Raw genomic sequence first — 26,138 nt, forward strand, 5'->3', positions numbered from 1 at the left:
CTCTAACGAGCCCTTACAATTCGTTTAAAAATACCACCACGTGTTGCCAAATTAGAATTTACGCCCAACACAATGGCTTGTGATTGCTGTTTAGTCAGATATAAGCTTTCGACTTGTGAACCGGTATATTCCGCTTCTACATCAACAACAACCTCATGATTAACATAGTAATTACATAGCGTTTTTATCGCGCGCAACCTGCCCATTAGTTCACTGTCTTGACGCTCTAATTTGGCAAAACAGATTGCTGATTCAAATTTCACACTCACTATAACTTTTCGACCTAACTGCGGGAACTTCCGCCCTAATACCGCACCTTGGCCTAACTTACACCGCCCAACTCGACTACGGGCTTGGTCGGGGATCTGTTTTTCTTCCAATGCAGTTAATGACACCGATACATCATTTGGAAAATAATGCTTAAGTAATAACACCAAATTATTTAAACAGTAATGTTCACTACGTACCACCAATGTAGCCGGCAACATCGCCAACTCATCGTACTGTGCCGTAAGTGAATAAAAATAAGACCTTTTTAAGGTTAATGCTTCATAGGCAGTTTGTGCTTTTTCAGCCCGCAATACCACTGAAGAATATGACTTTAACTGCAGTGATTGATGCACAAAGGTATTGTCAAAAATAGCAAGAAAACGCAAATACGCCCGATTTAATCTAAGGTAGGCTTCTTTCAACCAATCTAAAATGAAATTCGGCAAGCCACCATTTGGGCCGAATAAGGTCGCCTCATGCGCGCTAACAACATAGTGGCGATCCGCTAATTCATCATATTTAATATGTCTATCTGTATAATGATCAGAAAATAGCTCTTGTTTAAAACTGACTTTCTTGGCGCCAAAAAGCCTCGCCAGCCGCGTAAAATGCAAAGCTGAACTCACCTTAGTGAATACTCGCTTACTTAGCTGCATGTTCGCACTCCGAGCTGCGCATCAAACACTTTCGTTGGCCAATTAAAGCTGGTGTATTCAACATGCAATTGGCAACAACGATCAAATGGCGTCTGCGCCATGAAAAAATCATTCAATAATTCGCTAAATAATGAAAAGTCGGCTGTCAATTCAGAGTTATCCAGTTTAATCGTTAAACTTAGCCCCGGCACAAATATCATCCTGCCTTGCACCTGAAACGGCGCGTTAATCTTATCAGCCTGCACATGATAAATGGCATTGAGCTCTTGGTGAGTCGCATTTGAATTAACAAATAAGCGCAAGAAACCTTTCAATGTTTCTTTCGCATCATCCGCTTCCAATAACTGCGACAAATTAAATGATAACAGCCGCAACATATTCCAATAGTTACGTTCATCTGTCACCGTACCAATGGGCTGAATGGTCACCCCACCCACATTAAACTCCCCAGCTAAAGCTTCTTCTGTATTAACAACAATACGATTACCCACATGAACTTTACTGGCAAGCTCTGCATCGAAACAGGTAATTTCCGCATACGCAGTAAATCCATTTGGGTAAGCTTTGGTCGCATTATTAATGGGTAGCACTAAATGTTGCACTTCATCAATAGCATCTATCGACTGGGTTGCACCAACGGCAGCCAGCTTGGTCATTTTTGACCAATATAACTGCTCTTGAAAATCAACCGTTTGTGTCCCTATCACCGGTTGGATTTCATTTTGCCCACTGGAAGACACCTGATAAACGCGATCGATAGAGTAGATATGAATATTACTTTGGCTTGCATCTGCAAAAATGGGATACGACAACTCTTGATAATTCACCCGAACCGGCTCTGATGTTTGATGAAACAAATTACTGAACAGTGTTTTGTTTATTTTTACAGACAAGTTTTTTTCATCAAGTAAGGCCGCTCCGAGCTCATTCAAATACAAATCCAAAAACACGGTCTGTCCTGATGATACTGCGATTTCTTTGTCATTACGTAAAATAAAAAAGTGCCGTTTATCTGGAATCGCAAAATACTCTTTTAATTTAAAATAAACAGGGATCTCATTGCTCTTAATCGGGGAAATAAGGGAGTCTTCATCAGATAAAAGTGACTTAAAGTTCCCCGCACCGACATCATGCGCTTGTTCACCTTGCTCAACGCACAGTGCCACTTTGATAACTGCTTGATTAATAATATCAGCGACATTTCGGCCAATAGACTCATTACTAAAATGCAATTGAATCGGCTGCATCAGCGCCTGACTGACATCAACTTCATCGCTTACAGGTTCAAGTGCTACACGCAGACAATATAGCGCATGTTTAGTATCAAGCTGTGTGGGCATCGCATGCTCAAATGGCGTTTGCTCAAGTGCAAAGCCGCTCACTAGTAATGGACTAAACGTAATAGGCAAAGAGTTAGACAATTTAATATTAACGCTTTCTTGCCCCGCTTTAAGCACATCAAGTTCAACTTCAACATGTTTGTCTAATAAAACAGGCTTATTAAAGTCATCTGCACTGGGCTGAAACTGTGCTTTAACGACTGTCGGCAATGTTTTAAATAAGTTTGGAGACACTATGTCACTAAACTCTTCAATATGCTTAGTCCGCAAAGAATCTATTTCCATCGCATTCTTTGCGGCAACCCACGCAAAGCTGTCTATTAGCCGAGTTACATTTGGGTCTTCCCGCCCTTTATCGTTGAGATTAATATGCTCTGCTTCACGACGAAAGCGTGTACGAAAGCCTTCCAAACCATTGCGTATGCTGGCAAGTTCATCTTCAAAATGTTTCAACATACGATTAATCATATTGGCTTTCGTTCTCTATCAGTACGGTCATTTGACTTAAATTAATGTCTGTATCGAATTGCAATATCTCTTCTTTACCATTGACAGTGAGCATCGCCGAGATCTCAAATTTCATGGTATTCGATAATAAATCTTGTTGTTCATTCTCAATATAAATCGCTTTAACCCCATGTAAACGAGGTTCAAACTGACTAATTTTGTTTTTTATTCTTATCGCTATTTGCTCACCAGAGTTAAGTCGACTAAACAAGGCTATGTCTTCCAATCCAAAACAAATATTCGATTCACTCGTCAAGTTATCTTTGTCGTCAGGTAAAAACGCAGCTTCCGTTTTTAAAATAAGCCCAATATTATGATGAATTGATTGCACCAACTCATCGGTTGTATTGTTCGATGTTGAATCTTTGTCCATGTAAAACGCACTGAAAAAGCTCATTTTTCTACCGCCGTAGATAAACTCACCATGCTTGCCACTCGGTCATATTGATATTGTGGAACTAAATCAATATGGCAGGTGTATCGAGTGGTATCGCTGCTTTCTTCAGTCACGCGTACTTTGGCTGACTTCAATGGCATACCCGCCAGTGTCATTTCGTCTGAAACGACCGAATTGGAACAATACTGCTCTAACCAATGACTCAACCTGTTTTCACAATCATGGGGCTCTAAAGCTGAGCCTATCATTTCTCGAAGCTGTACTTTTAAATAATGTGCAATACGGCTGATCATTAATGTAGTTTGAATTAGAAAACGATTTTCTCCCTGCATTTCAGTTTTAACAGAGCTATTCGATTGGAAAAAGTATTTGCCGTTTAGCGGGTTATAAAAAATGGGGATCAACCCTTGCTGAGATAAATACGCGGCTGTCGACGCTGAAATTCGCGTTTTAAATTGAGTGTCAAATTGCGCTTTATCTGCATAGCAATTAATTGCACTACCACCTGACGCATCTAGTTTGCGAGATTTTAAAAAACCAAACCAACGAACACGATTAAACTCTATTAGCACATTCTTTAAAAATGTTGTTGCGGCATTGCCCCATACAAAGTCTCCCGCAATGTCTTCATCAAAGATGAAACCACAAGGGTGAAAACGATATGCCTTTCTAATCGCTGATTTATTAAAAGTCAGTCCTAAAAAATGGCTATTACTACTTTCTCGCAGTCGGTGCCAACTCGCAAAATCATTGTCTGCCAGCACTCGGTTTAACTTTGGCACATCACACAAAAACATCTCACCTGATGCACCTAGAAAACTGTCATCCGCATCCAAAATAATGGGACATAAACTCTTCTCACCCAACTCAGCTAATAGCTCAAGGGTATACAATTCATCAAATTCATCGGCGTAATCAAGCTCTAGACTGACATTATGATCAATCACCAGCAAGCCATACGGCTCCCCACCCATTGTATTAAACTCTTGATTAGCAACTATATTATAAAGTCGTGTATGTCTAAGTGATGTCGCAATATTTAAGTCATGTGAAATCTCTCGCCAAGAGATATTCATGATTTTGACTTTAATTAATTTGTAGTTGACGGGTAAACTGACTAACTCATATACATTACGCCAGCGCGCTTCAAGATCGACAAATTTTTGCTCGGCCATGACGAGTGACAATTGCTCACTAATCACGCGATCAATCTCGCTAATAAGGTGCTTTACCTGCGCTAAAGGCGGTATATTTGGCTGACTTAGTTCAGTGTGCAACTTCACGTAATAAATCCTTGCAACGTATTTCAGTCATTGAATTTTCTGTATGAACAAAACGAGGTACCTAGGTACCCCGTTTTTGCAGCGTTTCAATCGTTGAATTGACGCTGATATAACTCACCTTTAGCCTGGTAAACTGGCTACCATACGCACAGAAGTTGTTAACTCTTCCATTTGTAACCAAGGTCTTAAGTGTGCAATTGCTGAATAAGCGCCTGGACGACCCGGCTGCTCAATCACAGAGATCTGTGCTTCAGCAAGAGGCGTTTTAGCTCGCTCATCATTACCCATTGCGCCAGAGTTAGTGTATGTTGCAATCCACTCACTCATTTGCTTCTGGATATCTGCAGACTCCATATTTGAGCCTATATTGTCACGACCCATCACTTTTAAGTAATGCGCTATACGACTGCTGGCCATGATGTATGGTAAACGTGCTGAGATAGCAGCATTTGCCGTCGCATCTGGATCAGTATACTCTTTCGGCTTTTGTGTTGTTTGGCCACCGAGGAATACCGCATAATCAGAATTTTTGTAATGAACCAATGGTAAGAAACCAAGATCACTTAACTCTTTTTCACGCTCATCCGTTAAGTTTACTTCCGTCGGGCATTGCTGAGTAATATCACCAGAATCAGTGAAGTACGTTAAGTTTGGCAACGCTTCAACTTTACCACCGTTTTCCATACCTCGAATGGCTGTACACCACCCGAATGCTTCAAACGCGTTGTTCATATTCAAAGCCATGTCGAATGCGGCATTAGACCAAACTAGCTCATCATTACTTGCTGGCTTTGGATTTCCAGCATTGTCTGTGGCTAGCTCTTCAAAATTAAATGACTTAATTTTTTTGCCTTTGCCACCATACGGTAAGCGCGCCATAGTACGAGGCAAGGTTAATGCAACATAACGTGCATCATCGCTTTCTCTGAATGAATTCCATGATGCGTAGCTTGGTGAATCAAATGCAGGCGCAATCGGTTTACCTTCACTGAACGTTGAGAAACTATTTAACTCAAACATTTCAGGCGCGGCAGCAGCAATAAATGGTGCATGACTCGCAGCAGCCACCTCACCCATATAACGCAGTAGGGCCACATCTTCATCGCTTTGCGAAAACTCGTAATCACCTAAAATTAACCCGTATGGTTCACCACCGGCGGTACCATATTCATGCTGGTACATAGAGTTAAAAATTGGGCTACGGTCAACCGCAGGCGCGTCTTCAAATTGCTCTAGTAACTCATCTTTTGAGATATTAAGCAGTTTTACTTTTTGGGCTGTACCAAGCGCACTATTGCGGATCAGCTTCTGTAATCCCAACCAAGAACCTTCAAGCTCTTGGAAAGTATCTTGTTGCATGATTTGAGATAACTGCTCAGACATTTTTGCATCAATTGCGGCAACGGCATTTGCAATCGTGTCTGTTAGGTTTTTATCCCACGTGACGGTGCCCGACATAGCTTCTTCAGTTAATGACGTCAAAAGCTCTTTTGTTCTATCTGGTGCAGTTTGGCTTGTGGCATTAATTGCTTGGTCTAAAAACGACAGGCTTTCACCTTCGCCACCAGCACCTTGCTGTAACTCTTCAGACATTACTCTTCTCCTTTAACGCCAAGCTCATCAGATAATGCATTGATTGAGTCCGAGCTTTGCAAGATATCTTTAAGTAGCTTTTCAAAGTCACGCGAACGATCAGCTTTACTGAGTAGTTCATTTAATTGATTGCGTGTTTCAAGCAATTTTTTAAGTGGCTCGATACGCTGTACAAGTGCATCTGGTTCAAAATCTTTCATTGATTCAAACTCAAGATTCACTTCAAATTGGCTGTCATCGCTTTCAATAACATTATCTACCTTAAGCGATACGCTTGGCTTGATGCGCCCTAGTACTTCATCAAAGTTATCTTGATCAACTTGAACAAACTCACGATCTTCAACTTCTTTTGGATCTTCTTTGTCACCAGAGAAATTACCCAAAACCGCTGAGACAAAAGGAAGTTCTTTTTTCTCGGTAGCGCCATTAGTTTCAACATCGTAAGTAATACTTACGCGGTTTTTACTAACGCGCTTGTGCTGTGAATTAAGTGCCATGTGCTATACCTTACTTAAGATCTGCCGCAGACGTTAACTGGTTAGTTGTTGCATCATATTTAACGGATGCTGCTTTTTCTAACTTACCACCTTCATCTTCAACGAAGAAGATTTGTTCAATTTTAGTATAAGTTAAAGAAAATGACTCTGAAGGTTGGCCACCGTCACTACCAGAAATACTGAAGTTTGCCATACGGGCTTCTTCTAACGAAATAACATAGTAAGGAATGATCCCTTTACCATCACGTGATGGTTTCGTCATAACTAACTCAATGGTCTTACCATCAGCGCCTGGCTGAAATAAATAAGTCAGTAAGTAAGGCGTTGCACCATCATATGTTTTAGAGATACTGATCTCACCAAGTGCTACCATACCGCTATCTTGGTTATTTGCATTACCGATATCTACTGACACACCACGCATAGCGCCCCAAGACAGGCTATCTACTGCAAACCAACCTTTTTTACTATTCAAGTCAACAACCGTTGCAGCACCTTTAATAGTGTCATTACCGTCGATTCTCATGAAGATTGATGCCATCTCTCTTTCTCCTTTGCTATTTTAATTATCCTACTCTGAGGTAGGCATTAATATGTATTAACTACCATAACGGCCCAGAGCTGGAAGAACTGGCCTTTGGCTGTTGCTCTGAAACCTGCTCAACTTTTTCTGGCTCAGCAGGCGTACTAATTTCTTCTGTTACAATTGGTTCTACCGGTTTACTTTTCGGCACAGGCGCCACCACAACTTGCTCATTGAGCAACTCTCCCAAGTCATTCTCAACACCGGTTAACTTGCTAATTTCAGCAAGTACTGGTGAGTCTTTGGTGATAAGCTCCCCCATCAACTCCGAGAATGACATGTTGCCCCAACGAATTGCTCGAGCTAACAGGTATGGAATTGGACTATGTGGTTCGGTTTGTTTAAAAAACACCGCAATTTGATTTAAATCAGCCAACGCATCTTCTCGAGTATAAGTGCTTTTATCACTTTGTGCTTGAGGAAGAACGACCGAACGCTCAGTCTGTGTGCTTTCTTTAATCACATCAGGTTTTATCATATCGTTGCTGTCACTCGTCTGAACGGGTTCAACTATTGCCGGTGCAACTTCTTCCTTTTTATCCACATCTGGAAAAAAGTACTGATACATCACCTTGATTTGCTTTAAATTGTCTTTTACAAACCGAAAACCCAGTAAAGCCAAGCCATTTTTATTGCGGTAACCGTTAATAAATAAGTCAATTTCACCAATTTTACTATCAATCGATATGATGGTTGCAAACTGTGCCATTAATTGGGCTTTATGAGATTGAATTACGCCTGCAAATTCTGCTTTTTGTTTTTCTAACTTGCCGGCTTTATGATCAGATAAGTAATCACTGAATGTATAATTCTCAATTAATGGAAAGTTCATTAACGGCGCATTTAATAGCCCCGTATTTGGACCATCTCCCGTTAATTGTTCTAATGGTCGAGTCTGATTTTCGCACTGCTTCTGTCTTGCTTGCTCCTCATCTAGGCCTGCGACTTTTTTGTCTGGCAGTCGTGGATGAATCGATTCTTTTAAGGTGTTAAGCGCATACAAAAAGTCACTTAACCCTTCATCTAATAAGGATAGATCGGCCTTTTTATAAGGTAAAGCAGCAAGCCACCAAACGAATACTTCGATATCTCGAGAGTCATTTTTTAACGTCTCGCCACATACTTGCTGTAGCTGATACCACGCTTGTGCGTTTTGCCGTTGTAGGTCTTGATCTTGTGCAGAAGTCGGCGTTTCTAATAATTTACGTAAGCTGGACTGGGCAACATTCAGTAGGTTTCTTAGCTCTCTAAATTTCGCGCGCTGTTCTTTTAAGTAAATACCAACGTCTAATTCACTGTCTTGAGTAAATAGCAACATAAATGGCTAGATACTACTCCCTTGTAATTGCGATAAATTATAGAAACAGTTTGGAGCATATTAAGATAAAGTCAAGATAAGAATACACAGCGCCCAACACCTCACACCACTTAGCCAAAAATCTTATAATTAACACCACAGCCGAGACTAAAAAACACCTTAACCGTTGATAAATAACAAATTAAAATTTACACCACATCTCCATTTTTAATTCACTTTTTAGGAGTATTAAGCGCTTAATTGGGTTTATATAATGATACTAAAATGTAATTAATATATTACAAAAAAGAATAAATTCCTCAGTAAAAGTAATAGATTTGAACTGGATTTATTCCATAAGAATACATCGATGTACACAATGACATAATGAATATTTCAAGTTAAACACTCAAAACTGTCTCCAATTAGAACCCGAGACGACATCATGTACACATGTAAAAAAGCAGGTGATATAACCTATTTTAATCAAGTGCCGATAGGTCCCTGTTCTTTCCCTAAATGTTTTAAAGGTAAACCACGGAAACCTTATTAAAATGGCTAACGAAGCGTTAGAAGTTAGATAAGCTCATAAATTGAACTTATCTAATTAAATCACTATGACAGGTTGAGTTAAAGCGTTCCCTTTCGTTTTAACTACCAACTACTGTGGAACACTTTCTCAATTGAGTCACTTGCTCGAACCCGATTCCCCAGTTATCAGTACTCACTTCTTCAATCACCACAAACGTGGTAGCGGGATCTTTATTTAACACATCAACCATTAGCTGTGTGCACCCTTTAATAATGGTTTTTTTCTGGTCATTACTAACGTGTTCATCTGTTATTTTCACATTGATATACGGCATATTTTTGTTCCTTGTACATGAGTTTATGTATTTCTTTGGAGTCATTGCCCCTTAAGGTCCGTATACATTTTGCTGACTACTTGCCATTTCCCGTCTTCTTTAAGTAATCCTAAGAAGTCAATATAATCAAATTCAAATATCGGGCAATGAACCTTAGCCATTGCTTGGTCTTTCACAACATCTATAGCCAATATTTGAAATGCATAGGGTTGATTGATGTGAGCTGGTACTGGTCGTTTATCAACATCGTTTAACCACTGTATCAAGGAGCGCCTTACTCCTGGTGCTTTTAGCCACACATCAGGATGAAATATCACTTTAAGCTTTTCAGCATCACCTTGATACAACCCTTCAAAATAGCATTGCAGTACATGTTCCACCGCAGCAAAGTCCTTATTCTGATCATCAGCAACTTGCATCACTTCCTCTCCATTAGTACGAAACTAGTTTTTTAACGTGGCTGCTTCCGCTTCATCGGCAAGTATAAAGCTCGGCATCGCTTGTACCCGTGATAGCATTGTTGCGGTTTTTTCTCCTATGGTAATTTCAATAGGAAAGTAATCTCCCCATCGTGCGTATACCGCGAGCATAATATCGGCAGCTGAGGGATGCTCGCCGCCTAAAAAATCCTGCTCCGCTAAACGATGCTCTACAATCTGCCATAACTGGCTAATACACTTCGCAGCACGATTTAATGTTTGCTGCTTTACTTTTTCATCATCGATATTCTGCGCCAAAAAAAATAATCGACCATATGCTGGATGCATCGTCGCGTTGGCAAACATGATATCTTGAATAGCCAGCTGCTTATTTCCCTGTGGAAACAACATATTCTGATGTTTGCTTAATATGTGTAACATGATCGCTGCCCCTTCAGTTAACGAGCGATCCCCATCTATTAAGACTGGTACCGTCGCAACCGGATTTACATCGGTGAAATTGTCGAGCTGACTTACTTCGATAAGTTTTACAGCTTGGCCTAGTTCACGTAATACAACATGAGTCGCAACAGAACATGCACCTTGTGAGTAATAAAGGGTATACATTACTTCTCCTTAAAAATAACACTGCTTAATTTGTTAATATCACCGCCAGTCAATCTTTCCTGACGACCCATCCTGCACCACGCACTCATGTCACAGGACAGCAACATATTAGCCATTCAATTTGTTTCCATATATAACAACAATGTGCATATACTGTTTTCAAATAGAGAACAGTTAGCACATATCAAAGCACATAAAAATATGGAGGATGTACCATGGATAAACTACGCGCCATGCAGCTATTCGTTAAGCTCGCAGATTTAGGCAGCTTTACACGTGTTGCTGAGCAAGTAAACGCATCAAAATCCATGATTAGTAAAGAAATTTCGAGATTAGAATCTGAGCTAGGTACGCGCCTGCTTCATCGCTCAACCCGAAATGTACAGCTGACTCACGCAGGAGAAGGGTATTTGCAACGTGCGCGTGAGATCTTAGCTAAAGTCGATGATGCCGATAATTTTGTCACTGATCTTCAACAAAATATCCGTGGCAAACTCAAAATTAATGCCCCGATGGCATTGGGCCTTACTGATTTATCGATGCTATTTGCTGACTTTATGCACGCTCACCCTGATATCGAACTAGACATTCATTTAGGAGATGAAAATATCGACTTAGTTGAACAAGGTTTTGATTTAGGCTTTAGAGCATCCAGTACACCCATTGATGTAAACTATGTCGGCAAAGCACTTACTCAATTTACCTACAAAATCTGTGCTGCCCCCCATTATTTAGCCCAACACGCTGCAATCTCAACCTCTCAAGATTTAAAAGATCACAATTGTTTTGTTTATAGCTACTTCCAGCACAAAAATATTTGGCCCATAGAAGATGGAATTGCTGTTAAAGGACGATTACGCGTAAACAACACGCAATTTATGATGGCCTCAATTCAAAAAGGGTTGGGCATCGGTTTTATTCCTGACTTTGTTTGCCAAAGTGCCATAGATAAAGGTGACGTAGTGGAAATATTAACTGACGCAACTAAGCCCAAATTAACCTTATACGCACTCTACCCAGCTCGGCATTTCGTACCCGCCAAACTGGTCACCTGTATTAATTATTTAGAGCAATGGTTTGAAAAAAAAAGTTAGCATAAAAAGGTCGTGAAATACGACCTTCCCTGAAAATACAGTAACCGTATTTATAGTGGGTATGAACACTAAGTCGCCACTGTATCTCGTTCAATCTACCAAGTACACTAGCCACATTGCATGGCTAATGCTTCGGCTATATCTGATTGCCCCAATATGCGGCCATGGTGTGAAGAAACATAGTGCTTAACCGGCAAGCCTAATTTGCTTATTTGACTAACAAGTGTTTTTAAACGTGAGTAAGTATCTAAGCTTGGCCAATTATTAGGGGAATGAAACGCGCTATTATAACTACTGCCAAACATATCTTCACTAAACAGTATTTGCTGCGCAGGTAAATACATCACTAAATTGTGATCTGCATGACTATTTGGCACATCAAGCAACCTTACTTTTCCACCGGCCAATATCGTCTGGTTTTCTACCTTCACAATACGATCAGAGGGTAAATCAGGGAGGTGTTTTTTAATCCCGTCAATCGACGTTGGGTGTGCCAACAAATCCGCACCTTGAGCCACGATATCTTTTAAACTCGACATATGGTCAGTATGGTGATGGGTCACCAAGTGTTGTTTTACGGGTTTCTTATTCCCAGTAGTTGCTCTGAACAACGCAAGACTTTGTTGCCACGTGAGTGAATTATTCGCCTCACCCCAAGCACCTGCGGAGATAAGATACTCGCCAACATCCGCAAATAATGTATAACCCCAACCTTTACCGACAAAATACACCCCGCTGGCGAGCTCTCTTATGGTCATCTGAGATACATCATAAAATGTATCAGTCGATGCACGCGAATAAGCCTTTGGCAAAGCAAACATACGTGCCTGAGGTGGGTCAAAATCCAACCCCCTTGAGTCCGTATAGTAAACAACCTGATTTGCTGTGCTCACAAACATGTTTTTTGCCCAAACGATGCCATTTTTACGCTGATGTTCAAAGAAGTCATAGCTACGTAACTGCTGGCCATGTTTTTTTAATAATCGACTCACATACCCAGTTTGCTGATCAATGAACACTGTATATGCCGCTTGCTTACTGTCATTCACTTTTAACACATGCTGTGCGCGGCCTTGAATATAGGCTTTATCCACTAAACGCGCATGCATTCTGTGACGTACTAATTGCCTCACTATCAGCGGATCTAACAGTCGACTAAAGCCTAAATCCGCATTGCTAAAATTCACTCTATGACTCTCAGTGTAGTTTTTTAAACAATGATCGGCTGTATACCCTTTTCCTTGTATAAATAGTCGATGAGTGCGCGTTTTATTCTCAGCATCATGATTGCCAATTAACCGAGTCGTGTGCTGATCCAATACCTTTTGTTCATTCTGAAAGTCTATATAAACGTCAATCTGCTCGTTGCTCAAATGCTGGGTCATTGCGCCTTGTGACGAATACCCGCTTTGCATTTGAAAAAAGTGCTTTATGTTATCTCGATAGGTTATGTGTTTTAAATTCAGTAACTTCTCTCCCCCATACGCAGAAACTGCTTTATCAATAATCTTGCGCTCAATTTCCCCCGCCATTGCCCCAGTTAAACACTGTAACCAGAGCAAAATCACCGCAATACACGCCGTTTTTTTTCTATGCTCGCTATTCCCTTTCATTCATACCACCTCAAATTGAATTATTATGATTTGAGTCGATTAAATGCTATTTTCCTAGGTACACACAATCGAATGCACCTGATGAAATCATTAGGAATTACTGATGCTAAATATATGTATATTATTCAATGAATTATTGAAATTAATTACTCGACAGAATGCTCAATAATCCATTATATTCTTACTATTCAAGGTCGTTAAATGTAGCCATTATGTCTGAGGTAAGCACTTTTCATATTGCAGGATTTGAAATAAACCTGACGCGTTCAACAATCGTAAATCATCAGTGCCAAACACATATTGAACCCAAAGTACTCAAAGTGTTGTTACTATTGGCACAACGACAAAACGAAGTGGTCACCCATCAAGAGATCATGGCGCACGTTTGGGCTGGCACTGAAGTCGTGCCTAATGCGTTACAGCGCTGTATTGCAATATTGCGCAAAGAGCTTGGAGACAATGCCAAAGAACAAAAGATTATCGCGACTCATCCGAAAATAGGCTATCGACTCATCGCGGATGTAACGTGGCACGCGCCTAATAAACCTGCTGCTCAAAACAATGAAAGCGCACAGGTTACTTCATTGAAGAAACCTGTGCTTTATCCCTTGTTTAGCCTCGTGCTTGTCTTGGTTGTCACACTATTAACGATGAGTTATTGGCCAAAAGAAACGGCGTCAGCATTTCAAACCGTCTCAGTATTAACACACACAGACGCTCACGAAAGCCATGCCATATTTAATCCCGATGCCAGTTACCTGATATTTAACCGATATGCCGGTGCATGTAAAAGCCACTTATGGGCCAAACACCATACCACTGGGGAAGAAACGCAGCTTACCAAACATGCCGGTTATTATGGCGCAACCAGTTTCACACCTGATGGTCGAGAGCTGGTATTTTCAGCCAAAACTGACTGTAATAATACCCCATCAAAAACAGAGACCAATAATGCGAACAACGCATGCTGGAGCATTGCCACTCTTGATTTTGCGCAGGCTCTATCTGCACCTGTTGCGCCACAGCAGCGCTTTTTGTGTCAAGCAAATAACCTTAAAAAACCGCTGGCACTGTCAAATCATAACTATGTTTTTTTACACTCGCGCGCGGGCAAATATAGCCTGATGCGATATAATGACTTGAACAAATCTATACAGGTTATGTATGAGCATAAACAAGATGTGATATATCATTTTGACTATGACACACGACATCAGCGTTATGCGATTATCAGCCGTACTCCACAGCTGAATACCTACCTAACCTTGCTCGATAAAAACGCCAAACTACTGAGTAAAAATCCCATAAAACTCCCCAACAACGTCAGTAAATATACAAACGTATTGGCAAATTTTGACGCACAAGGAAACGCCTTACTCACCATCCTAAATGGGCACTTATACACCTTAGAAATAAACGGACACTTAACTGCACAAAAAACGCCTCTTAGTAACTTTGTTTCTGTAGAGCAACACCCTAATGGCCATTCACTGATAGCCGTCGTGGGTAATAAAGACATAGACATCGCACAACTAAACAGCACCACCACAAACACTCAACAGCATGAATCGCGGTTAAATAGCCAATCATTACCTTTTACTAGCTTGGCACGCACGTCAGCGCAAGAACGCAATGCCACATATCAACCTCATGGCGACAACATCGCGTTTATTTCAGATAGAAATGGTCATGATCAACTTTGGCTTTGGCAAAATAGCCAGGCCACTCAAGTCAGTTCTCATACTGCTCGGCACCGTATTCACAATTACAGCTGGTCACCCGAAGGGAAACGTATGGCTTGGGTGTCTAACGATCAACTCATGATCTCTGACTTAAAAGGCAATATATCGACAGTAAACACTGACAAACTGTTATATTCTGCGTTAACTTGGTACACCGACAATCACATTCTGGTGTTATTACATGACCCAGTGCAAAACGGGCTTTATGACCTTAACCTCTCCACAAACACCCTAACGGCACTCAATATTAACCACGTAGAGAATGCGTGGGTCAACCAAGAACAGTTAATTTATAGCACCTTAGACGGACAAGTTTTCTCACGTGTATTCAATGAGACCCATGCACCCAGCCAGCATTTAACAGCACTGAATGGCAAAGCCATGTTTTTACATGATCAACAGCTTTATAGTGTGAACCCAACAACGACAACCCTCAATCAATACAATCTCACTGGACAACGCTTAAAAACCGTCATGCAGCTCAAAGATACTGCATGGAAGGTCACAGATCTTAAAGACAATAAACTATTATTGAGCCAATTTATCGCCATTAACCAGGAAGTTGTTTTGTTGGAGTAAACACCTTTGTATATTTCAGACAGCAGCACAAATAATGATTCATATCATTTAAGAAGTAAAAATTACACGCGACCTAATTTCATGAAGCATACAAGCTCTAAAATAAAACGAGATACACTAACCATAACAGTCCTGTAATCCCGTAGGTAAATTTATTCGTTCACGCTACTCTCCTGTATAGAGCCCTGTTGTAGGTGTTAAAATACCTGAATTAGGGCGAGCGTCTGAGCCTAAATTTAAGTGAGACCTTTCTGCCGAGGTGGGTGGCATAGGTTTTAACCTGATATCATCATTTGAAGCGTTTTCTAAACTTGCTATATACTCTTTAGGTAACATGTTTATATCAATTCTAATATACACTGTGAAACAGCGGGCTTTCTGTCTTCTGGATAATTAGCGAGGGTGAACCCTAAATAAATATTTGAGTCTGAGCTAGCCGTATGAATAGCGATAACCTCAGGGTAATCATTCGTAGCCGAACTACCTTCACACTCATTCAAATGTGTATAATTCACAGAACCAAAAAGCATGGTGGACTTCCCACACTTCTATGCGGCAGCATATAAGCAATCTGCCGCAATTTGTCTCTATTAAACGATATGTTTGTCTTTGTTTAATTCCAATTGTCTTTGTTTATGTTCTTGAGAACTAACACTAACACACTTGCCCTGCGGCAAAGCCACAGCTCCATGCGTATTGGAAGTTGTAGCCGCCCAACCAACCTGTGACATCGGTCACTTCGCCAATAAAGTATAAGTTTTTGGCTTTTTTAGCTTCGAAGGTTTTTGACGATAACTCATCGGTGTCAACGCCGCCTAAGGTTACTTCTGCGGTGCGGTAGCCCTCAGTGCCATTGGGTTTGATTGTCCAGCTGTGAATATAATTGGCCACTGCATCAATTTCAGTATGGCTTAATTGATTAAGCGCTTTGTCTGGGATGGCTTGTTCGGTAATTAAAATTTCAATAAAACGCTTTGGCAATAGGGTGCTTAAGGTGTTTTTAAGCGATTTACTCCCCTGCTCTGCGCGCCATTGGTGTATGGTGTCTGACAAGTTAAGGTCTGGCAACAAGTTAATCGTGACCGCTTGCCCAGCTCGCCAAAATGATGAGATCTGTAAAATCGCGGGGCCTGATAAGCCTCGATGGGTAAATAAGATATTCTCTTTAAATACCGTACCATCTTCACTGCTCACATCACACGCAATACTTACGCCTGACAGCCCTTCAAATCGCGCTTTATCATGATCATGCAACGTAAATGGCACCAATGCGGCCATCGTTGGTAACACATTTAACCCAAACTGCTCAGCAATTTTATATCCTATAGGTGTTGCACCAAGCTTCGGCATGGTTAACCCACCCGCAGCGACGACGAGCGAATCACACTTGAAGTGTTGCTCTGAGGTTATCACCACATAGCCACCTTCTGGCTGTGCCTTTACACTTAATACTTCACTGCGTAAAAAATGTTCTACCCCAGCCCATTCGCATTCCGTCATTAAAATATCAACAATGTCTTGTGCACTGTTGTCACAAAATAACTGGCCTAGGGTTTTATGGTGATAGGCCAAGCCATGACGGTCAACCAATTCAATAAAGTCATGCTGTGTATACCGGCTTAAACACGATTTCACAAAGTGAGGGTTGCCACATAAATATTGACTTGACGACGCCCCTTCATTGGTAAAATTGCAACGCCCACCGCCACTTATCAATATTTTACGCCCTGGTTTTTTACCCATATCAACCACGGCGACTTTTCTACCACGGTAACCTGCCTGCGCGGCGCACATTAGTCCAGCAGCCCCAGCACCTATCACAACAACATCAAATTGCAGCACACTTTTACTCGTCAAAATAAATTTATGCACGCATTGTAACAAAACTGAACTCTGAGCAAAAATACTTGCTTAAACTCCAGTCAAAAAAGCATATTCTCACTAAAATGTGAATTTTATTCACTTTGTTTACATTCGTTTACAGACCTGTATCAGCAAATTTACGGAATAATTAATTTCAATAAAATGTAATAAAAACATAATACTAGAGTGTTTTTTGAGCGTTTTAGATGGCCGCTTATAACAAAAACAATAGTGCACATAACAAAACAACACTTTAAAAAAAATAACTTTAATTTTACCTTCATTAACCTTCTTGCAAATAAGAAGCATAAACAAAAACAAGTTAGGGGAAATTTATGACAACAAGAAATCTAAAATTAGGTGCACTTTCAATCGCTATGACAGCGGCTTTTTCTGCTCAAACAGCTTTAGCAACAGAGATAAATAACAATATTAACTTTGCGCAAACAGCAGTAAAAATGCAAGACCAAGCGACTCTAGGCACACAGTTCATCATTAAGTATAAAGAAAACAACAGCCAAATGATGACAATGTCTATGGAAGATATGTCTGACGCGAATGTTCAACAACGCGCAGAAAGTTTTGTACAGTCGTTCAAAAGTACAAAATCAGCAGTGGCTACTCAGTATGTTAGACCTATGGCATTGGCCAATCACCATGTTATGCGTGTTAACAAAAAGCTTACAGCCATTGAAGCAAATGCGTTAATGCAAGAAATCGCAGCATCAGGCAATGTTGAATACATTGAAATTGACCAAATGCTAAAACCATTCGCAACGCCGAACGATCCACGTTATTCAGATCAGTGGCACTATTTTGAAGCAAATGGTGGTTTGAACTTGCCAACAGCATGGGATAGTGCAACAGGTGAAGGTGTAACTGTCGCTGTACTTGATACAGGTTACCGCCCGCATGCAGACTTAAATGCAAACATTTTACCTGGTTATGACATGATCTCTAACTTGCTCGTCGCAAATGATGGCGGTCTACGTGACAACGATGCTCGCGACCCAGGTGATGCTGTAAAACGTGGTGAATGTGGTACTGACGCACAAGGTCAACCATCACCAAAAGCTGACAGCAATTCTAGCTGGCACGGTACACACGTAGCAGGTACTGTTGCTGCAGTGACGAATAATGGTGAAGGTGTTGCCGGTGTCGCTTATGACGCAAATGTTGTTCCTGTTCGTGTACTTGGTAAATGTGGTGGTTTAACGTCTGATATTGCGGATGGCATCATTTGGGCATCTGGTGGCTCAGTTGCGGGTGTACCAGCGAATGCCAATGCGGCAGATGTTATCAATATGAGTTTAGGTGGCGGTGGCGCATGTAGCGCAACAACACAAAACGCCATCAACCAAGCGCGTAATAACGGTACTGTGGTTGTTATTGCAGCAGGTAACGACAACGACAATGCAAATAACTACAATCCTGGTAACTGTAATGGCGTTGTAAACGTTGCATCTGTAGGTCGTAACGGTGGTCGTGCTTATTACTCAAACTTTGGTACATCTATTGATGTAGCCGCACCAGGTGGCGCACAAAGTTTTGCTAACGATTCAGAAGGCGTTTTATCAACACATAACTCAGGCAGCACAGGCCCAGTATCAGACAGCTACCATTACTCTCAAGGTACTTCAATGGCTGCGCCGCATGTTGCTGGTGTAGCGGCTCTCATCAAGCAAGTAAAACCAAACGCAACGCCTGATGAAATTGAAACAATTTTAAGAAACACGACACGTAGCTTCCCAGCAACATGTAATAACTGTGGTACTGGTATTGTAGATGCCGCAGCAGCCGTTGCTGAAGCAGCTGGTAATGGTAATAACGATAATGTACTAACTGACGGTGTTGCAAAAACAGGTCTCGGCGCTGCGAAAGACAACCAAACTTTCTATACGCTTGAAGTACCAGCTGGCGCAACTAAAGTAAGCTTCACAACATCTGGTGGTTCTGGTGATGTTGATTTATATGTAAAAGCGGGCAGTAACCCAACAAAAACTGACAACGCGTGTAAATCTGAGCAGTCATCTACTAGTGAAATATGTGAACTCACTAACCCTGCAGCAGGCACATATCATGTATTGCTAAGTGCCTACTCTGCATACTCTGGTGTGAGCTTAAAAGGTGATGTAACGTCAGGCGGCACTACACAGCCAGGTGGCGGTACTGAAACGAATCTAGGTGCAGCGAAAAATCAATGGTTACATTATACGCTTGACGTACCAGCAGGTATGAGCAGCTTTAAAGTAACAACATCTGGTGGTACTGGCGACGCTGATTTGTATGTTAAAAAAGGCGCACGTCCTACTGGTAGCAGCTACGATTGTCGTTCATGGAACAATGGTAACAGTGAATCATGCCCGTTTACCTCTCCAGCGGCTGGAACTTACCACATCAGCATCAAGGCTTACTCTACCTTCTCAGGTGTAACACTGAATGCAGAGTATAAGTGATTTAAACTAGAGACTCCGGTTTTCTAACACATTAAGTAATAATTCCCATTCCCTGGGGCAGGCCGACGCAGTAATGCTTCGGCCTTTTTATTTAACCACATTACGGATGTGAGAATGAATTATGCTAGCCCTAAGCTCGCTCTAATACGCTGCATCTGCTCTTGTAACTGAGCCTGAATATCGCTCACCTGTTGGCCAGAGCCATTCACTTGTTTTTTCATTTGTAACATAGCAACACTGAAGTTTTCTAATAAGCCATTTTGTTGTTGTGCTAACTCCATTGCGTGATCAGCCACTTGATTGGCACTTTGTGCACTCACAGCAACCCCTTCAGAGTTACGTTTTAATTCCTGAGCATGGGTAGTTTGCAACTGTGCATCTTCTGCCAATGCTGAGATTTGCGTCGACACCTTTTCAGAGTTGTCTCCCAAATCGCTAAGCTGTTTATTAATGTCCGACAGTGAATCTTGCGTTTGCTGTGCTAACTTTCTCACTTCATCAGCCACCACAGCAAAGCCACGACCGTGCTCCCCAGCTCGAGCTGATTCAATGGCAGCATTGAGTGCCAACAAGTTTGTTTGTTCAGCTATGGTGCGGATCATTTCAATCACTTTACCCACATCTGACACCCCGTTCAGTAACTCGGTTAAACTGGCTAAGCCTTGCTCAACACGGTCTTGAGTATCAGAGCTGGCACTTAACATTGCTTCAGCAAATTGCACACTCTGGGTCATTGCCTTATGCGTGTCACTGGCGTTATCAGACACTTGCGTGTTAATTTCATCCGCTTCAATACCTAATGTTTTTATTGTCTCTAGCATGGCTTCGGTTTGCTCAACCTGATCATAGGTAGTGTCTGATTGTGTACTAATCTGTGCAAGGTTATTGCTCATTTGCTGCATAAAGTCATTAATAACTTCCAGCATATGCGAACGCGCTTGTGCTTCATCACGCTGTCTGTCAATCAATTGATTGAAATACATGGCGATTTCACCAAGCTCAGTATTATTATTTTTACTGTGAATGTTTTTTAATTCGTTACTTTCAATTAAGTCTGCAAATGCATCTCGCAAGTGACGTAATGGTGCGAGGACTTGTTTAAACTGCATTACATAAACACCCACAGCCAGCAGCACCAATAAACCAATGGCAATGCCAAATATCAACAGTACTTGCCCTTTGAGTTGCTCTTGTTCATCTTTTAATTGTTGCTCTGCGCTAAGCATAATGCCAGCAACCCGTTTAATATCATCACGCAGCGCTTCAATGCCTTGTTGGCGTTGTTTCACATGACTCAGGGTACTTTGTAAATCGCGGTCATAGCGTTTTGGCCAACTGACTAACTCCGCTTTTATCTCTTCGGCTAAATCTTCGGCCTCTGCGCCAAAAAACAACTCATCCTCATCCACTTCCGACATCACACCTAAATTATCAAGTCCTTCTAACCTGCGTGCAGTGGCATTCAAACTGGCTATGGTTTTTTGTAAACTCGCTTCTGTGCTTTTATCAAACCGCGCTGCTAACTGATACGTATAAATCCCTAAATTACTCACCTGCGCATAGTAATCTGACGCCAATTGATAGTATTGCGTACTGAGACCATTGGCATCGGCTTTTAAAGTATAGCTAATTAAGGAAGAAGCCGAACCCGACATTTGCCTTAGCGCATTATCTAACAATGCCATTTCATTACCCGACAACTTACCTAACGCTCGATACTTGCCATTTATATCAGTGTCTAATAGGTTTAACTGTTGTGTCATCAGTTCACTTAAACTATTGGGTAACGCTGTTAAACTGCCTGACTTTATCGTGGTAATAATTTCAGAAGAGCGACCTAAATATTGGCTATCTCCCGCTTTTAGGTAATCTTCAATGCTGCCTTCTAAGTCAATTAAGATGGTATTTTTCAATTGGGTATATGCAGTATTTTGGGCATCTAAGGTACTCAAAATATGCGATGCCCAAAACAGTACGCCCGCTAAAAATACACTCGCTAAAGCCAATAGTATTGCTAATAATCGAGTAAATGAAGATACACGCATGGTCACACCCTAATAATGAAAAGCGCGGGTAGACTATTAACCTTTTATGACAGTTTAATGTAACTTGCTTGTTTTATGAGCTTGCGTGAATAAAAGCATACTTTTGGCGTACCTTTTTTCGATGTTTTTTTGGTACAAGCTATTTCATAGCCGACTTTACATAAACATCAAAACGATTTTTCTTAGTGGTGATCTGCATGCTTGGCTTTTTATCGTTCAAAAAAGGCGCATAGTCCGGACGCTTCACAACCACGCGCTTACTTGCCAGCTCATAGGCAAAATCTAGTAATCCATCGGCATCATGATCGTCTCCAACCAATGTTTGAAACACTCGCATTTCTTTTTTAACTAACGCAGATTTTTCTCGATGGGGAAACATCGGGTCTAAATAAACCACATCAGGTTGGCATGCTGTTGAGGCTAACAAGTCATGACTCGAACCAAAAGCCATAGCCATATTACTTTGCATCCAACTGCCAATATCATTATCTTGATAAGCTCGCTGTAAACCATCGTATAGTAAAGCAGCAACCACAGGGTGACGCTCATGTAACGTTACTTGGCAGCCCAAGGATGCCAACACGAAAGCATCTCGACCTAACCCTGCTGTGGCGTCTAATACGTGTGGGGTAGCTCCTTTGTTTAACCCAACCGCTTTAGCAATCGCTTGACCTTTTCCGCCACCGAACTTTCTTCGATGCGCACTGGCACCCGTTACAAAGTCAACATATATTGCACCCAACTTGGGCTCATCATTTTTAAAAAGCTGTAAACCGAGCTGATCATAAATCAGTTTAAATTCTTTGCCCTGCTGATGACTTTCCATCCATGCTGGCAATGCAAACTGTTGTTCGATTTGTTGTAAATACGGACGATTCTCTGGAAAAGGGGTGTGAATAACCAACTGCAAGCTCCTAAGTTCATAGCATACACAGTATATCTAATCGGTAATCTACACGACATAGAAAACTCACTTTAAATTGTAGCGCAATACCTAAAAACTCCTTTCATTACCTGATATTGACTAAAACAGTTCAATGTCAGTTTGCGCAGCAACCTCTTCCTCGCCCCAGGGCTTGGCTATTTTATTTAAACTTTCAATAAGCTGATGCCGCACTTCTGTAATTTCAGACAATTTAAACTTAATAATAGATAACTCATCATCAACAAATGAAAAGTGCTGATGTAGCTTTTCTAATTCGCTCACTTGTTCAATCGTTAAGGCTTGAGCGTCTAACGCTTGAGCCTGCTTTACTAGCTCACCAAGCTCCGCTACTTTATTTGAGTGATGTCCGCCGATTCCACCTAGCTGATCAGATAGCTCTTCAAAGACCCTACCGATTTGATCCACTTTACTCAATGCATCTTCACTGACTTCCATATCTTTAATTTTGGCGTTTGTCGCCTCTAAAATATGCGGGAGTAAATCTTTATAGCGACCATACATAGCATTATCATCAACAGGCATATTTTTGATTAGCAACGACACCTTTGGGTAATTGATGATAGTACGACGGCCAAAATCAACAAACCGACTGCCATCACGGTGCTTACTTAATAACTCTTGCTCAATGGGTTGTAATGCCCCATTGCCTGACAAAAAGACTTCACTATTGTGATACCAAAACGCCACCGCGACATCTAACTGAAGCGGCACAAAAAATTCAAAAAAGTATTCTGATAAAGTCGTCAAATCATGGGCATGATACGACTGACCTACATAGCGCATAATTCGGCCCATATCGCCAGAGTCGGTCATGGCTATCTCGGCGGTCATTTCTGCTCGGCGTATATCCTGAGTTAACTTACGCGACTGCTGACGATACGCATCAAGCACTTTAATGCGTGCAATTAATTCATCTCGGTTGAATGGTTTAACAATATAATCAGAGGCGCCAGAGTTATAACCGCGCATGCGCTCAGCCACATCGGCTTTTGATGACAAGAACATCACTGGAATATCAGCCAGTTTTTTAGACTTTTTGATTTTTTCACAGACTTCAAAGCCCGACATACCCGGCATTTCTACATCTAGTAAAATGATATCAGGATGGTATTTCAATGCCAGCCGTAAACCTTCATCACCATTTTTAGCATGTATTAACTTACAAAAGTGCGATATCGCCTCTTCTATAATATGGTGTACTAACTTGTCATCATCTATGGCCAACACCAATTTGGTCATTGTGCTTTCCCTATCAAATCATATCTTTAAAAAGCATAGACCGAGTTGGTAAATTTGCGAGCTAGTTTCAGATAAAATAAAAGCACCCGTAGGTGCTTTTATTTTATAACGCATGTTAAATTGGCGCTCGGTTATGCGCCAACAACCTCTATTCCACAATGACGTAGCAATGCATCTACTTGCGGTGCTCTGCCACGAAAACGGGTAAACAATGTCATCGGTGACTCCGAACCACCTTTCTCTAATATATTTTCCATAAAAGCCTGACCGGTTTGTTTGTTAAATATGCCGTCTTCTTCAAATTTAGAAAATGCATCCGCTGATAGCACTTCTGCCCACTTGTAAGAGTAGTAACCCGCACTGTAACCACCGGCGAAAATATGACTAAAGCCATGCTGGAAACGATTAAATTCAGGCGCTTTAACCACGGCTACCTTAGCCCTTACGGTATTGAGCACTTGCTGAATTTGGCATGATTCATCACGTTGGTAATCGGCATGAATATGAAAATCAAATAAACTAAACTCAATTTGACGCAACATTTGCATCGCAGACTGATAATTTTTAGCCGCCAATAACTTATCTAGGAGTACTTTAGGCAAAGCATCGTTGGTTTCATAATGCCCCGAAATAAAGCTCAGCGCTTCTTCATCGTAGCACCAGTTCTCTAAGAATTGGCTGGGCAATTCCACTGCATCCCATGCAACGCCATTAATGCCTGCCACAGGCGCAGCATCAACTTTGGTCAACATATGATGAATACCATGACCAAACTCATGAAATAAAGTGGTGACTTCATTGTGTGTAAACAACGCTGGCTTGTCGCCCACCGCTTTGTTAAAATTACACACTAAATATGCAACAGGCGTTTGCAGTTCGCCATTGGCCCGCACTTTTCGACCCATGCAATCATCCATCCATGCACCACCACGCTTGTGCTCACGAGCATACAAATCCAAATAAAAATGACCACGCAACTGACCTGATTGGTCATGTATCGCAAAAAAGCGCACATCTGAGTGGTACGTATCAAAGTCAGTAATTTCAGTGACTTTAATACCAAATAAGCGATTTACCGTTTCAAATAACCCTCCTAAAACCCTGTTAGCAGGAAAATATGGGCGTAATTGCTCATCAGAAATTGCATATTTCTCTTGCTTCAGTTTTTCGCCATAGTAACCATAATCCCACGCTTGCAATTCGCTGACACCATGAGATTGTTTAGCAAACGCAAGCAATTCGGTTAATTCACCTTTGGCCTGAGATTGTGATTTTCCGGCTAAGTCATTTAAAAATTCAAATACTTGCTCTGGCGTGTCTGCCATTTTTGTCGCTAATGATTTATCTGCATAGCTGTCAAAACCAAGCAATTGTGCTATTTCATGACGTAATGCTAAGGTTTCAGCCATAATCTCAGAGTTATCAAATTCATTGGCATGTGGCCCTTGATCTGATGCGCGCGTTGAAAATGCGCGATAGGCTTCTTCGCGTAACTCACGGTTATCGGCATAGGTCATAACCGGTAAATAGGAAGGAAAATCTAAGGTAAATACCCAGCCTTCTAACTCTTTACTCTGCGCTGTGTGCGCAGCCAGTGCCAAAGCTGACTCAGGTAAACCTGATAATAGGGCTTCGTCTGTAATGTGTTTCTGCCATGCTTGTGTCGCATCCATCACGTTATTACCAAACTTAGCCCCAAGCTCTGATAAACGCGCGCTAATTTCGCCATAACGTGCTTGCTGCGCTTCATTCAAGGCTATGCCCGATAGTGCAAAGTCGCGTAACTGATTATCTATCGTCGTTTGTTGTGCAATGGTTAAAGTGGCAAAATCAGCAGAATCTTTCACAGCTTTGTACGCATTATATAGCCCTTGATGTTGGCCACAATACGTTGAATACTCTGATATCAATGGTAAACACTCGTCATACGCTTGGCGCAATGCATCGGAGTTAACCACTGAATGCATGTGAGAAACCGGTGACCACATACGTGATAATTTATCATCCGCTTCTTCCATTGGAATTACCAAGTTATCCCAATTGAAGTCTGAATTTTTCAATACATCATCTATCGTTTGACGACAGTGAGCAATCGCTTCTTTTAGGGCTGGTACTACATGTTCTGGCTGGATCTGCGAAAATGGAGGTAGGCCTTCTAGCCCAATTAATGGATTGCTCATGTCATCTCTCTATTATTTTTTCATATAGATGTTGAAATTGGGGCAA

General features: G+C 41.3%; 21 protein-coding genes. 3 read left to right on the forward strand and 18 right to left on the reverse strand.

From position 1 onward, the window contains the following. Positions 1 to 2: 2 nt before the first annotated feature. From J8M01_RS01470 to J8M01_RS01520, 11 genes are all read right to left on the reverse strand, one after another. On the reverse strand, positions 3 to 926 hold the full coding sequence (locus J8M01_RS01470; RefSeq protein ID WP_211056771.1) for a type VI secretion system baseplate subunit TssG: 924 nt from the start codon (positions 924 to 926) through the stop codon (positions 3 to 5). After that, entirely contained in the window at positions 917 to 2,734 is a 1,818-nt protein-coding gene (locus J8M01_RS01475; protein WP_211056772.1) for a type VI secretion system baseplate subunit TssF, read from the reverse strand. The genes J8M01_RS01470 and J8M01_RS01475 overlap by 10 nt, the downstream gene beginning before the upstream one ends. After that, complete coding sequence (tssE, locus tag J8M01_RS01480; protein WP_247670929.1) at positions 2,727 to 3,146, reverse strand: type VI secretion system baseplate subunit TssE; 420 nt, start codon at positions 3,144 to 3,146, stop codon at positions 2,727 to 2,729. The genes J8M01_RS01475 and tssE overlap by 8 nt, the downstream gene beginning before the upstream one ends. Before the next feature lie 20 nt (positions 3,147 to 3,166). Beyond that, the gene (locus J8M01_RS01485; RefSeq protein WP_210995733.1) at positions 3,167 to 4,453 is read right to left on the reverse strand and encodes a type VI secretion system contractile sheath large subunit; all 1,287 of its coding nucleotides are present in this window, start codon (positions 4,451 to 4,453) and stop codon (positions 3,167 to 3,169) included. A 120-nt stretch (positions 4,454 to 4,573) separates the two neighbouring features. Further along, the gene (tssC, locus tag J8M01_RS01490) at positions 4,574 to 6,046 is read right to left on the reverse strand and encodes a type VI secretion system contractile sheath large subunit (protein ID WP_192508857.1); all 1,473 of its coding nucleotides are present in this window, start codon (positions 6,044 to 6,046) and stop codon (positions 4,574 to 4,576) included. After that, positions 6,046 to 6,543 carry a type VI secretion system contractile sheath small subunit gene (gene tssB, locus J8M01_RS01495; protein WP_192508858.1) on the reverse strand — a complete coding sequence of 166 codons (498 nt, stop codon included), beginning with the start codon at positions 6,541 to 6,543 and terminating at the stop codon, positions 6,046 to 6,048. Before tssB ends, tssC begins: the two co-directional genes overlap by 1 nt. A 10-nt stretch (positions 6,544 to 6,553) precedes the next feature. Further along, a complete protein-coding gene (locus tag J8M01_RS01500) occupies positions 6,554 to 7,084 on the reverse strand; it encodes a type VI secretion system tube protein Hcp (RefSeq protein ID WP_010362738.1) in 531 nt (176 codons plus the stop codon). A 61-nt stretch (positions 7,085 to 7,145) separates the two neighbouring features. Then, positions 7,146 to 8,444: a type VI secretion system ImpA family N-terminal domain-containing protein gene (locus J8M01_RS01505; protein WP_211056773.1), complete on the reverse strand. Its 1,299-nt coding sequence runs from the start codon at positions 8,442 to 8,444 to the stop codon at positions 7,146 to 7,148. 629 nt (positions 8,445 to 9,073) lie between these two features. Further along, entirely contained in the window at positions 9,074 to 9,289 is a 216-nt protein-coding gene (locus J8M01_RS01510; RefSeq protein WP_211047454.1) for a 4-oxalocrotonate tautomerase family protein, read from the reverse strand. Between the two features lie 41 nt (positions 9,290 to 9,330). After that, positions 9,331 to 9,708, reverse strand: coding sequence for a nuclear transport factor 2 family protein (locus J8M01_RS01515; protein ID WP_211056825.1), 378 nt, complete (start codon positions 9,706 to 9,708; stop codon positions 9,331 to 9,333). A 24-nt stretch (positions 9,709 to 9,732) separates the two neighbouring features. Next, on the reverse strand, positions 9,733 to 10,335 hold the full coding sequence (locus tag J8M01_RS01520) for a glutathione S-transferase family protein (RefSeq protein ID WP_211056774.1): 603 nt from the start codon (positions 10,333 to 10,335) through the stop codon (positions 9,733 to 9,735). 215 nt (positions 10,336 to 10,550) lie between these two features. Between J8M01_RS01520 and J8M01_RS01525 the strand changes: the two genes are divergently transcribed. Continuing rightward, positions 10,551 to 11,429 (forward strand): LysR family transcriptional regulator, encoded by an 879-nt coding sequence (locus J8M01_RS01525; RefSeq protein WP_211056775.1) that lies wholly within the window; start codon positions 10,551 to 10,553, stop codon positions 11,427 to 11,429. A gap of 107 nt (positions 11,430 to 11,536) precedes the next feature. Here J8M01_RS01525 and J8M01_RS01530 read toward each other — a convergent pair whose 3' ends face one another. Continuing rightward, positions 11,537 to 13,042, reverse strand: a complete 1,506-nt coding sequence (locus J8M01_RS01530; protein WP_211056776.1) for a hypothetical protein — start codon at positions 13,040 to 13,042, stop codon at positions 11,537 to 11,539. Positions 13,043 to 13,254: 212 nt separating this feature from the next. On the opposite strand from J8M01_RS01530, the gene J8M01_RS01535 reads away from it, so the two are divergent. Then, positions 13,255 to 15,363, forward strand: a complete 2,109-nt coding sequence (locus J8M01_RS01535; RefSeq protein WP_211056777.1) for a winged helix-turn-helix domain-containing protein — start codon at positions 13,255 to 13,257, stop codon at positions 15,361 to 15,363. A gap of 338 nt (positions 15,364 to 15,701) precedes the next feature. Here J8M01_RS01535 and J8M01_RS01540 read toward each other — a convergent pair whose 3' ends face one another. Together J8M01_RS01540 and J8M01_RS01545 are read right to left on the reverse strand one after the other, a co-directional pair. Then, positions 15,702 to 15,893 carry a hypothetical protein gene (locus J8M01_RS01540; protein WP_211056778.1) on the reverse strand — a complete coding sequence of 64 codons (192 nt, stop codon included), beginning with the start codon at positions 15,891 to 15,893 and terminating at the stop codon, positions 15,702 to 15,704. A 124-nt stretch (positions 15,894 to 16,017) separates the two neighbouring features. Further along, complete coding sequence (locus J8M01_RS01545) at positions 16,018 to 17,205, reverse strand: NAD(P)/FAD-dependent oxidoreductase (RefSeq protein ID WP_211056826.1); 1,188 nt, start codon at positions 17,203 to 17,205, stop codon at positions 16,018 to 16,020. A gap of 356 nt (positions 17,206 to 17,561) precedes the next feature. On the opposite strand from J8M01_RS01545, the gene J8M01_RS01550 reads away from it, so the two are divergent. Further along, positions 17,562 to 19,682 carry a S8 family peptidase gene (locus J8M01_RS01550; protein WP_211056779.1) on the forward strand — a complete coding sequence of 707 codons (2,121 nt, stop codon included), beginning with the start codon at positions 17,562 to 17,564 and terminating at the stop codon, positions 19,680 to 19,682. A gap of 119 nt (positions 19,683 to 19,801) precedes the next feature. On the opposite strand, the gene J8M01_RS01555 is transcribed toward J8M01_RS01550, so the two are convergent. From J8M01_RS01555 to prlC, 4 genes are all read right to left on the reverse strand, one after another. Next, complete coding sequence (locus tag J8M01_RS01555) at positions 19,802 to 21,727, reverse strand: methyl-accepting chemotaxis protein (RefSeq protein ID WP_211056780.1); 1,926 nt, start codon at positions 21,725 to 21,727, stop codon at positions 19,802 to 19,804. A gap of 139 nt (positions 21,728 to 21,866) precedes the next feature. Then, positions 21,867 to 22,631, reverse strand: coding sequence for a class I SAM-dependent methyltransferase (locus tag J8M01_RS01560; RefSeq protein WP_210995743.1), 765 nt, complete (start codon positions 22,629 to 22,631; stop codon positions 21,867 to 21,869). Positions 22,632 to 22,751: 120 nt separating this feature from the next. After that, positions 22,752 to 23,912, reverse strand: coding sequence for a response regulator (locus tag J8M01_RS01565; RefSeq protein ID WP_192508883.1), 1,161 nt, complete (start codon positions 23,910 to 23,912; stop codon positions 22,752 to 22,754). Between the two features lie 131 nt (positions 23,913 to 24,043). Further along, positions 24,044 to 26,092, reverse strand: a complete 2,049-nt coding sequence (gene prlC, locus J8M01_RS01570) for an oligopeptidase A (protein ID WP_211056781.1) — start codon at positions 26,090 to 26,092, stop codon at positions 24,044 to 24,046. Positions 26,093 to 26,138 lie beyond the last annotated feature (46 nt).

The organism is Pseudoalteromonas sp. MMG005, assembly GCF_018101015.1.
In the GTDB taxonomy this organism is placed as follows: domain Bacteria; phylum Pseudomonadota; class Gammaproteobacteria; order Enterobacterales; family Alteromonadaceae; genus Pseudoalteromonas; species Pseudoalteromonas aurantia.

Excerpts from the sequence above, each read along its gene's own strand:
- J8M01_RS01520 (WP_211056774.1), bottom strand. The coding sequence starts at position 10,335 with ATGTATACCCTTTATTACTCACAAGGTGCATGTTCTGTTGCGACTCAT.
- tssE (WP_247670929.1), bottom strand. The coding sequence starts at position 3,146 with ATGGACAAAGATTCAACATCGAACAATACAACCGATGAGTTGGTGCAA.
- J8M01_RS01540 (WP_211056778.1), bottom strand. The coding sequence starts at position 15,893 with ATGCTTTTTGGTTCTGTGAATTATACACATTTGAATGAGTGTGAAGGT.
- J8M01_RS01500 (WP_010362738.1), bottom strand. The coding sequence starts at position 7,084 with ATGGCATCAATCTTCATGAGAATCGACGGTAATGACACTATTAAAGGT.
- tssB (WP_192508858.1), bottom strand. The coding sequence starts at position 6,543 with ATGGCACTTAATTCACAGCACAAGCGCGTTAGTAAAAACCGCGTAAGT.
- J8M01_RS01510 (WP_211047454.1), bottom strand. The coding sequence starts at position 9,289 with ATGCCGTATATCAATGTGAAAATAACAGATGAACACGTTAGTAATGAC.
- J8M01_RS01555 (WP_211056780.1), bottom strand. The coding sequence starts at position 21,727 with ATGCGTGTATCTTCATTTACTCGATTATTAGCAATACTATTGGCTTTA.
- J8M01_RS01535 (WP_211056777.1), top strand. The coding sequence starts at position 13,255 with ATGTCTGAGGTAAGCACTTTTCATATTGCAGGATTTGAAATAAACCTG.
- J8M01_RS01475 (WP_211056772.1), bottom strand. The coding sequence starts at position 2,734 with ATGATTAATCGTATGTTGAAACATTTTGAAGATGAACTTGCCAGCATA.
- J8M01_RS01470 (WP_211056771.1), bottom strand. The coding sequence starts at position 926 with ATGCAGCTAAGTAAGCGAGTATTCACTAAGGTGAGTTCAGCTTTGCAT.
- J8M01_RS01565 (WP_192508883.1), bottom strand. The coding sequence starts at position 23,912 with ATGACCAAATTGGTGTTGGCCATAGATGATGACAAGTTAGTACACCAT.
- J8M01_RS01525 (WP_211056775.1), top strand. The coding sequence starts at position 10,551 with ATGGATAAACTACGCGCCATGCAGCTATTCGTTAAGCTCGCAGATTTA.
- J8M01_RS01550 (WP_211056779.1), top strand. The coding sequence starts at position 17,562 with ATGACAACAAGAAATCTAAAATTAGGTGCACTTTCAATCGCTATGACA.
- J8M01_RS01505 (WP_211056773.1), bottom strand. The coding sequence starts at position 8,444 with ATGTTGCTATTTACTCAAGACAGTGAATTAGACGTTGGTATTTACTTA.
- tssC (WP_192508857.1), bottom strand. The coding sequence starts at position 6,046 with ATGTCTGAAGAGTTACAGCAAGGTGCTGGTGGCGAAGGTGAAAGCCTG.
- J8M01_RS01515 (WP_211056825.1), bottom strand. The coding sequence starts at position 9,708 with ATGCAAGTTGCTGATGATCAGAATAAGGACTTTGCTGCGGTGGAACAT.
- J8M01_RS01530 (WP_211056776.1), bottom strand. The coding sequence starts at position 13,042 with ATGAAAGGGAATAGCGAGCATAGAAAAAAAACGGCGTGTATTGCGGTG.
- prlC (WP_211056781.1), bottom strand. The coding sequence starts at position 26,092 with ATGAGCAATCCATTAATTGGGCTAGAAGGCCTACCTCCATTTTCGCAG.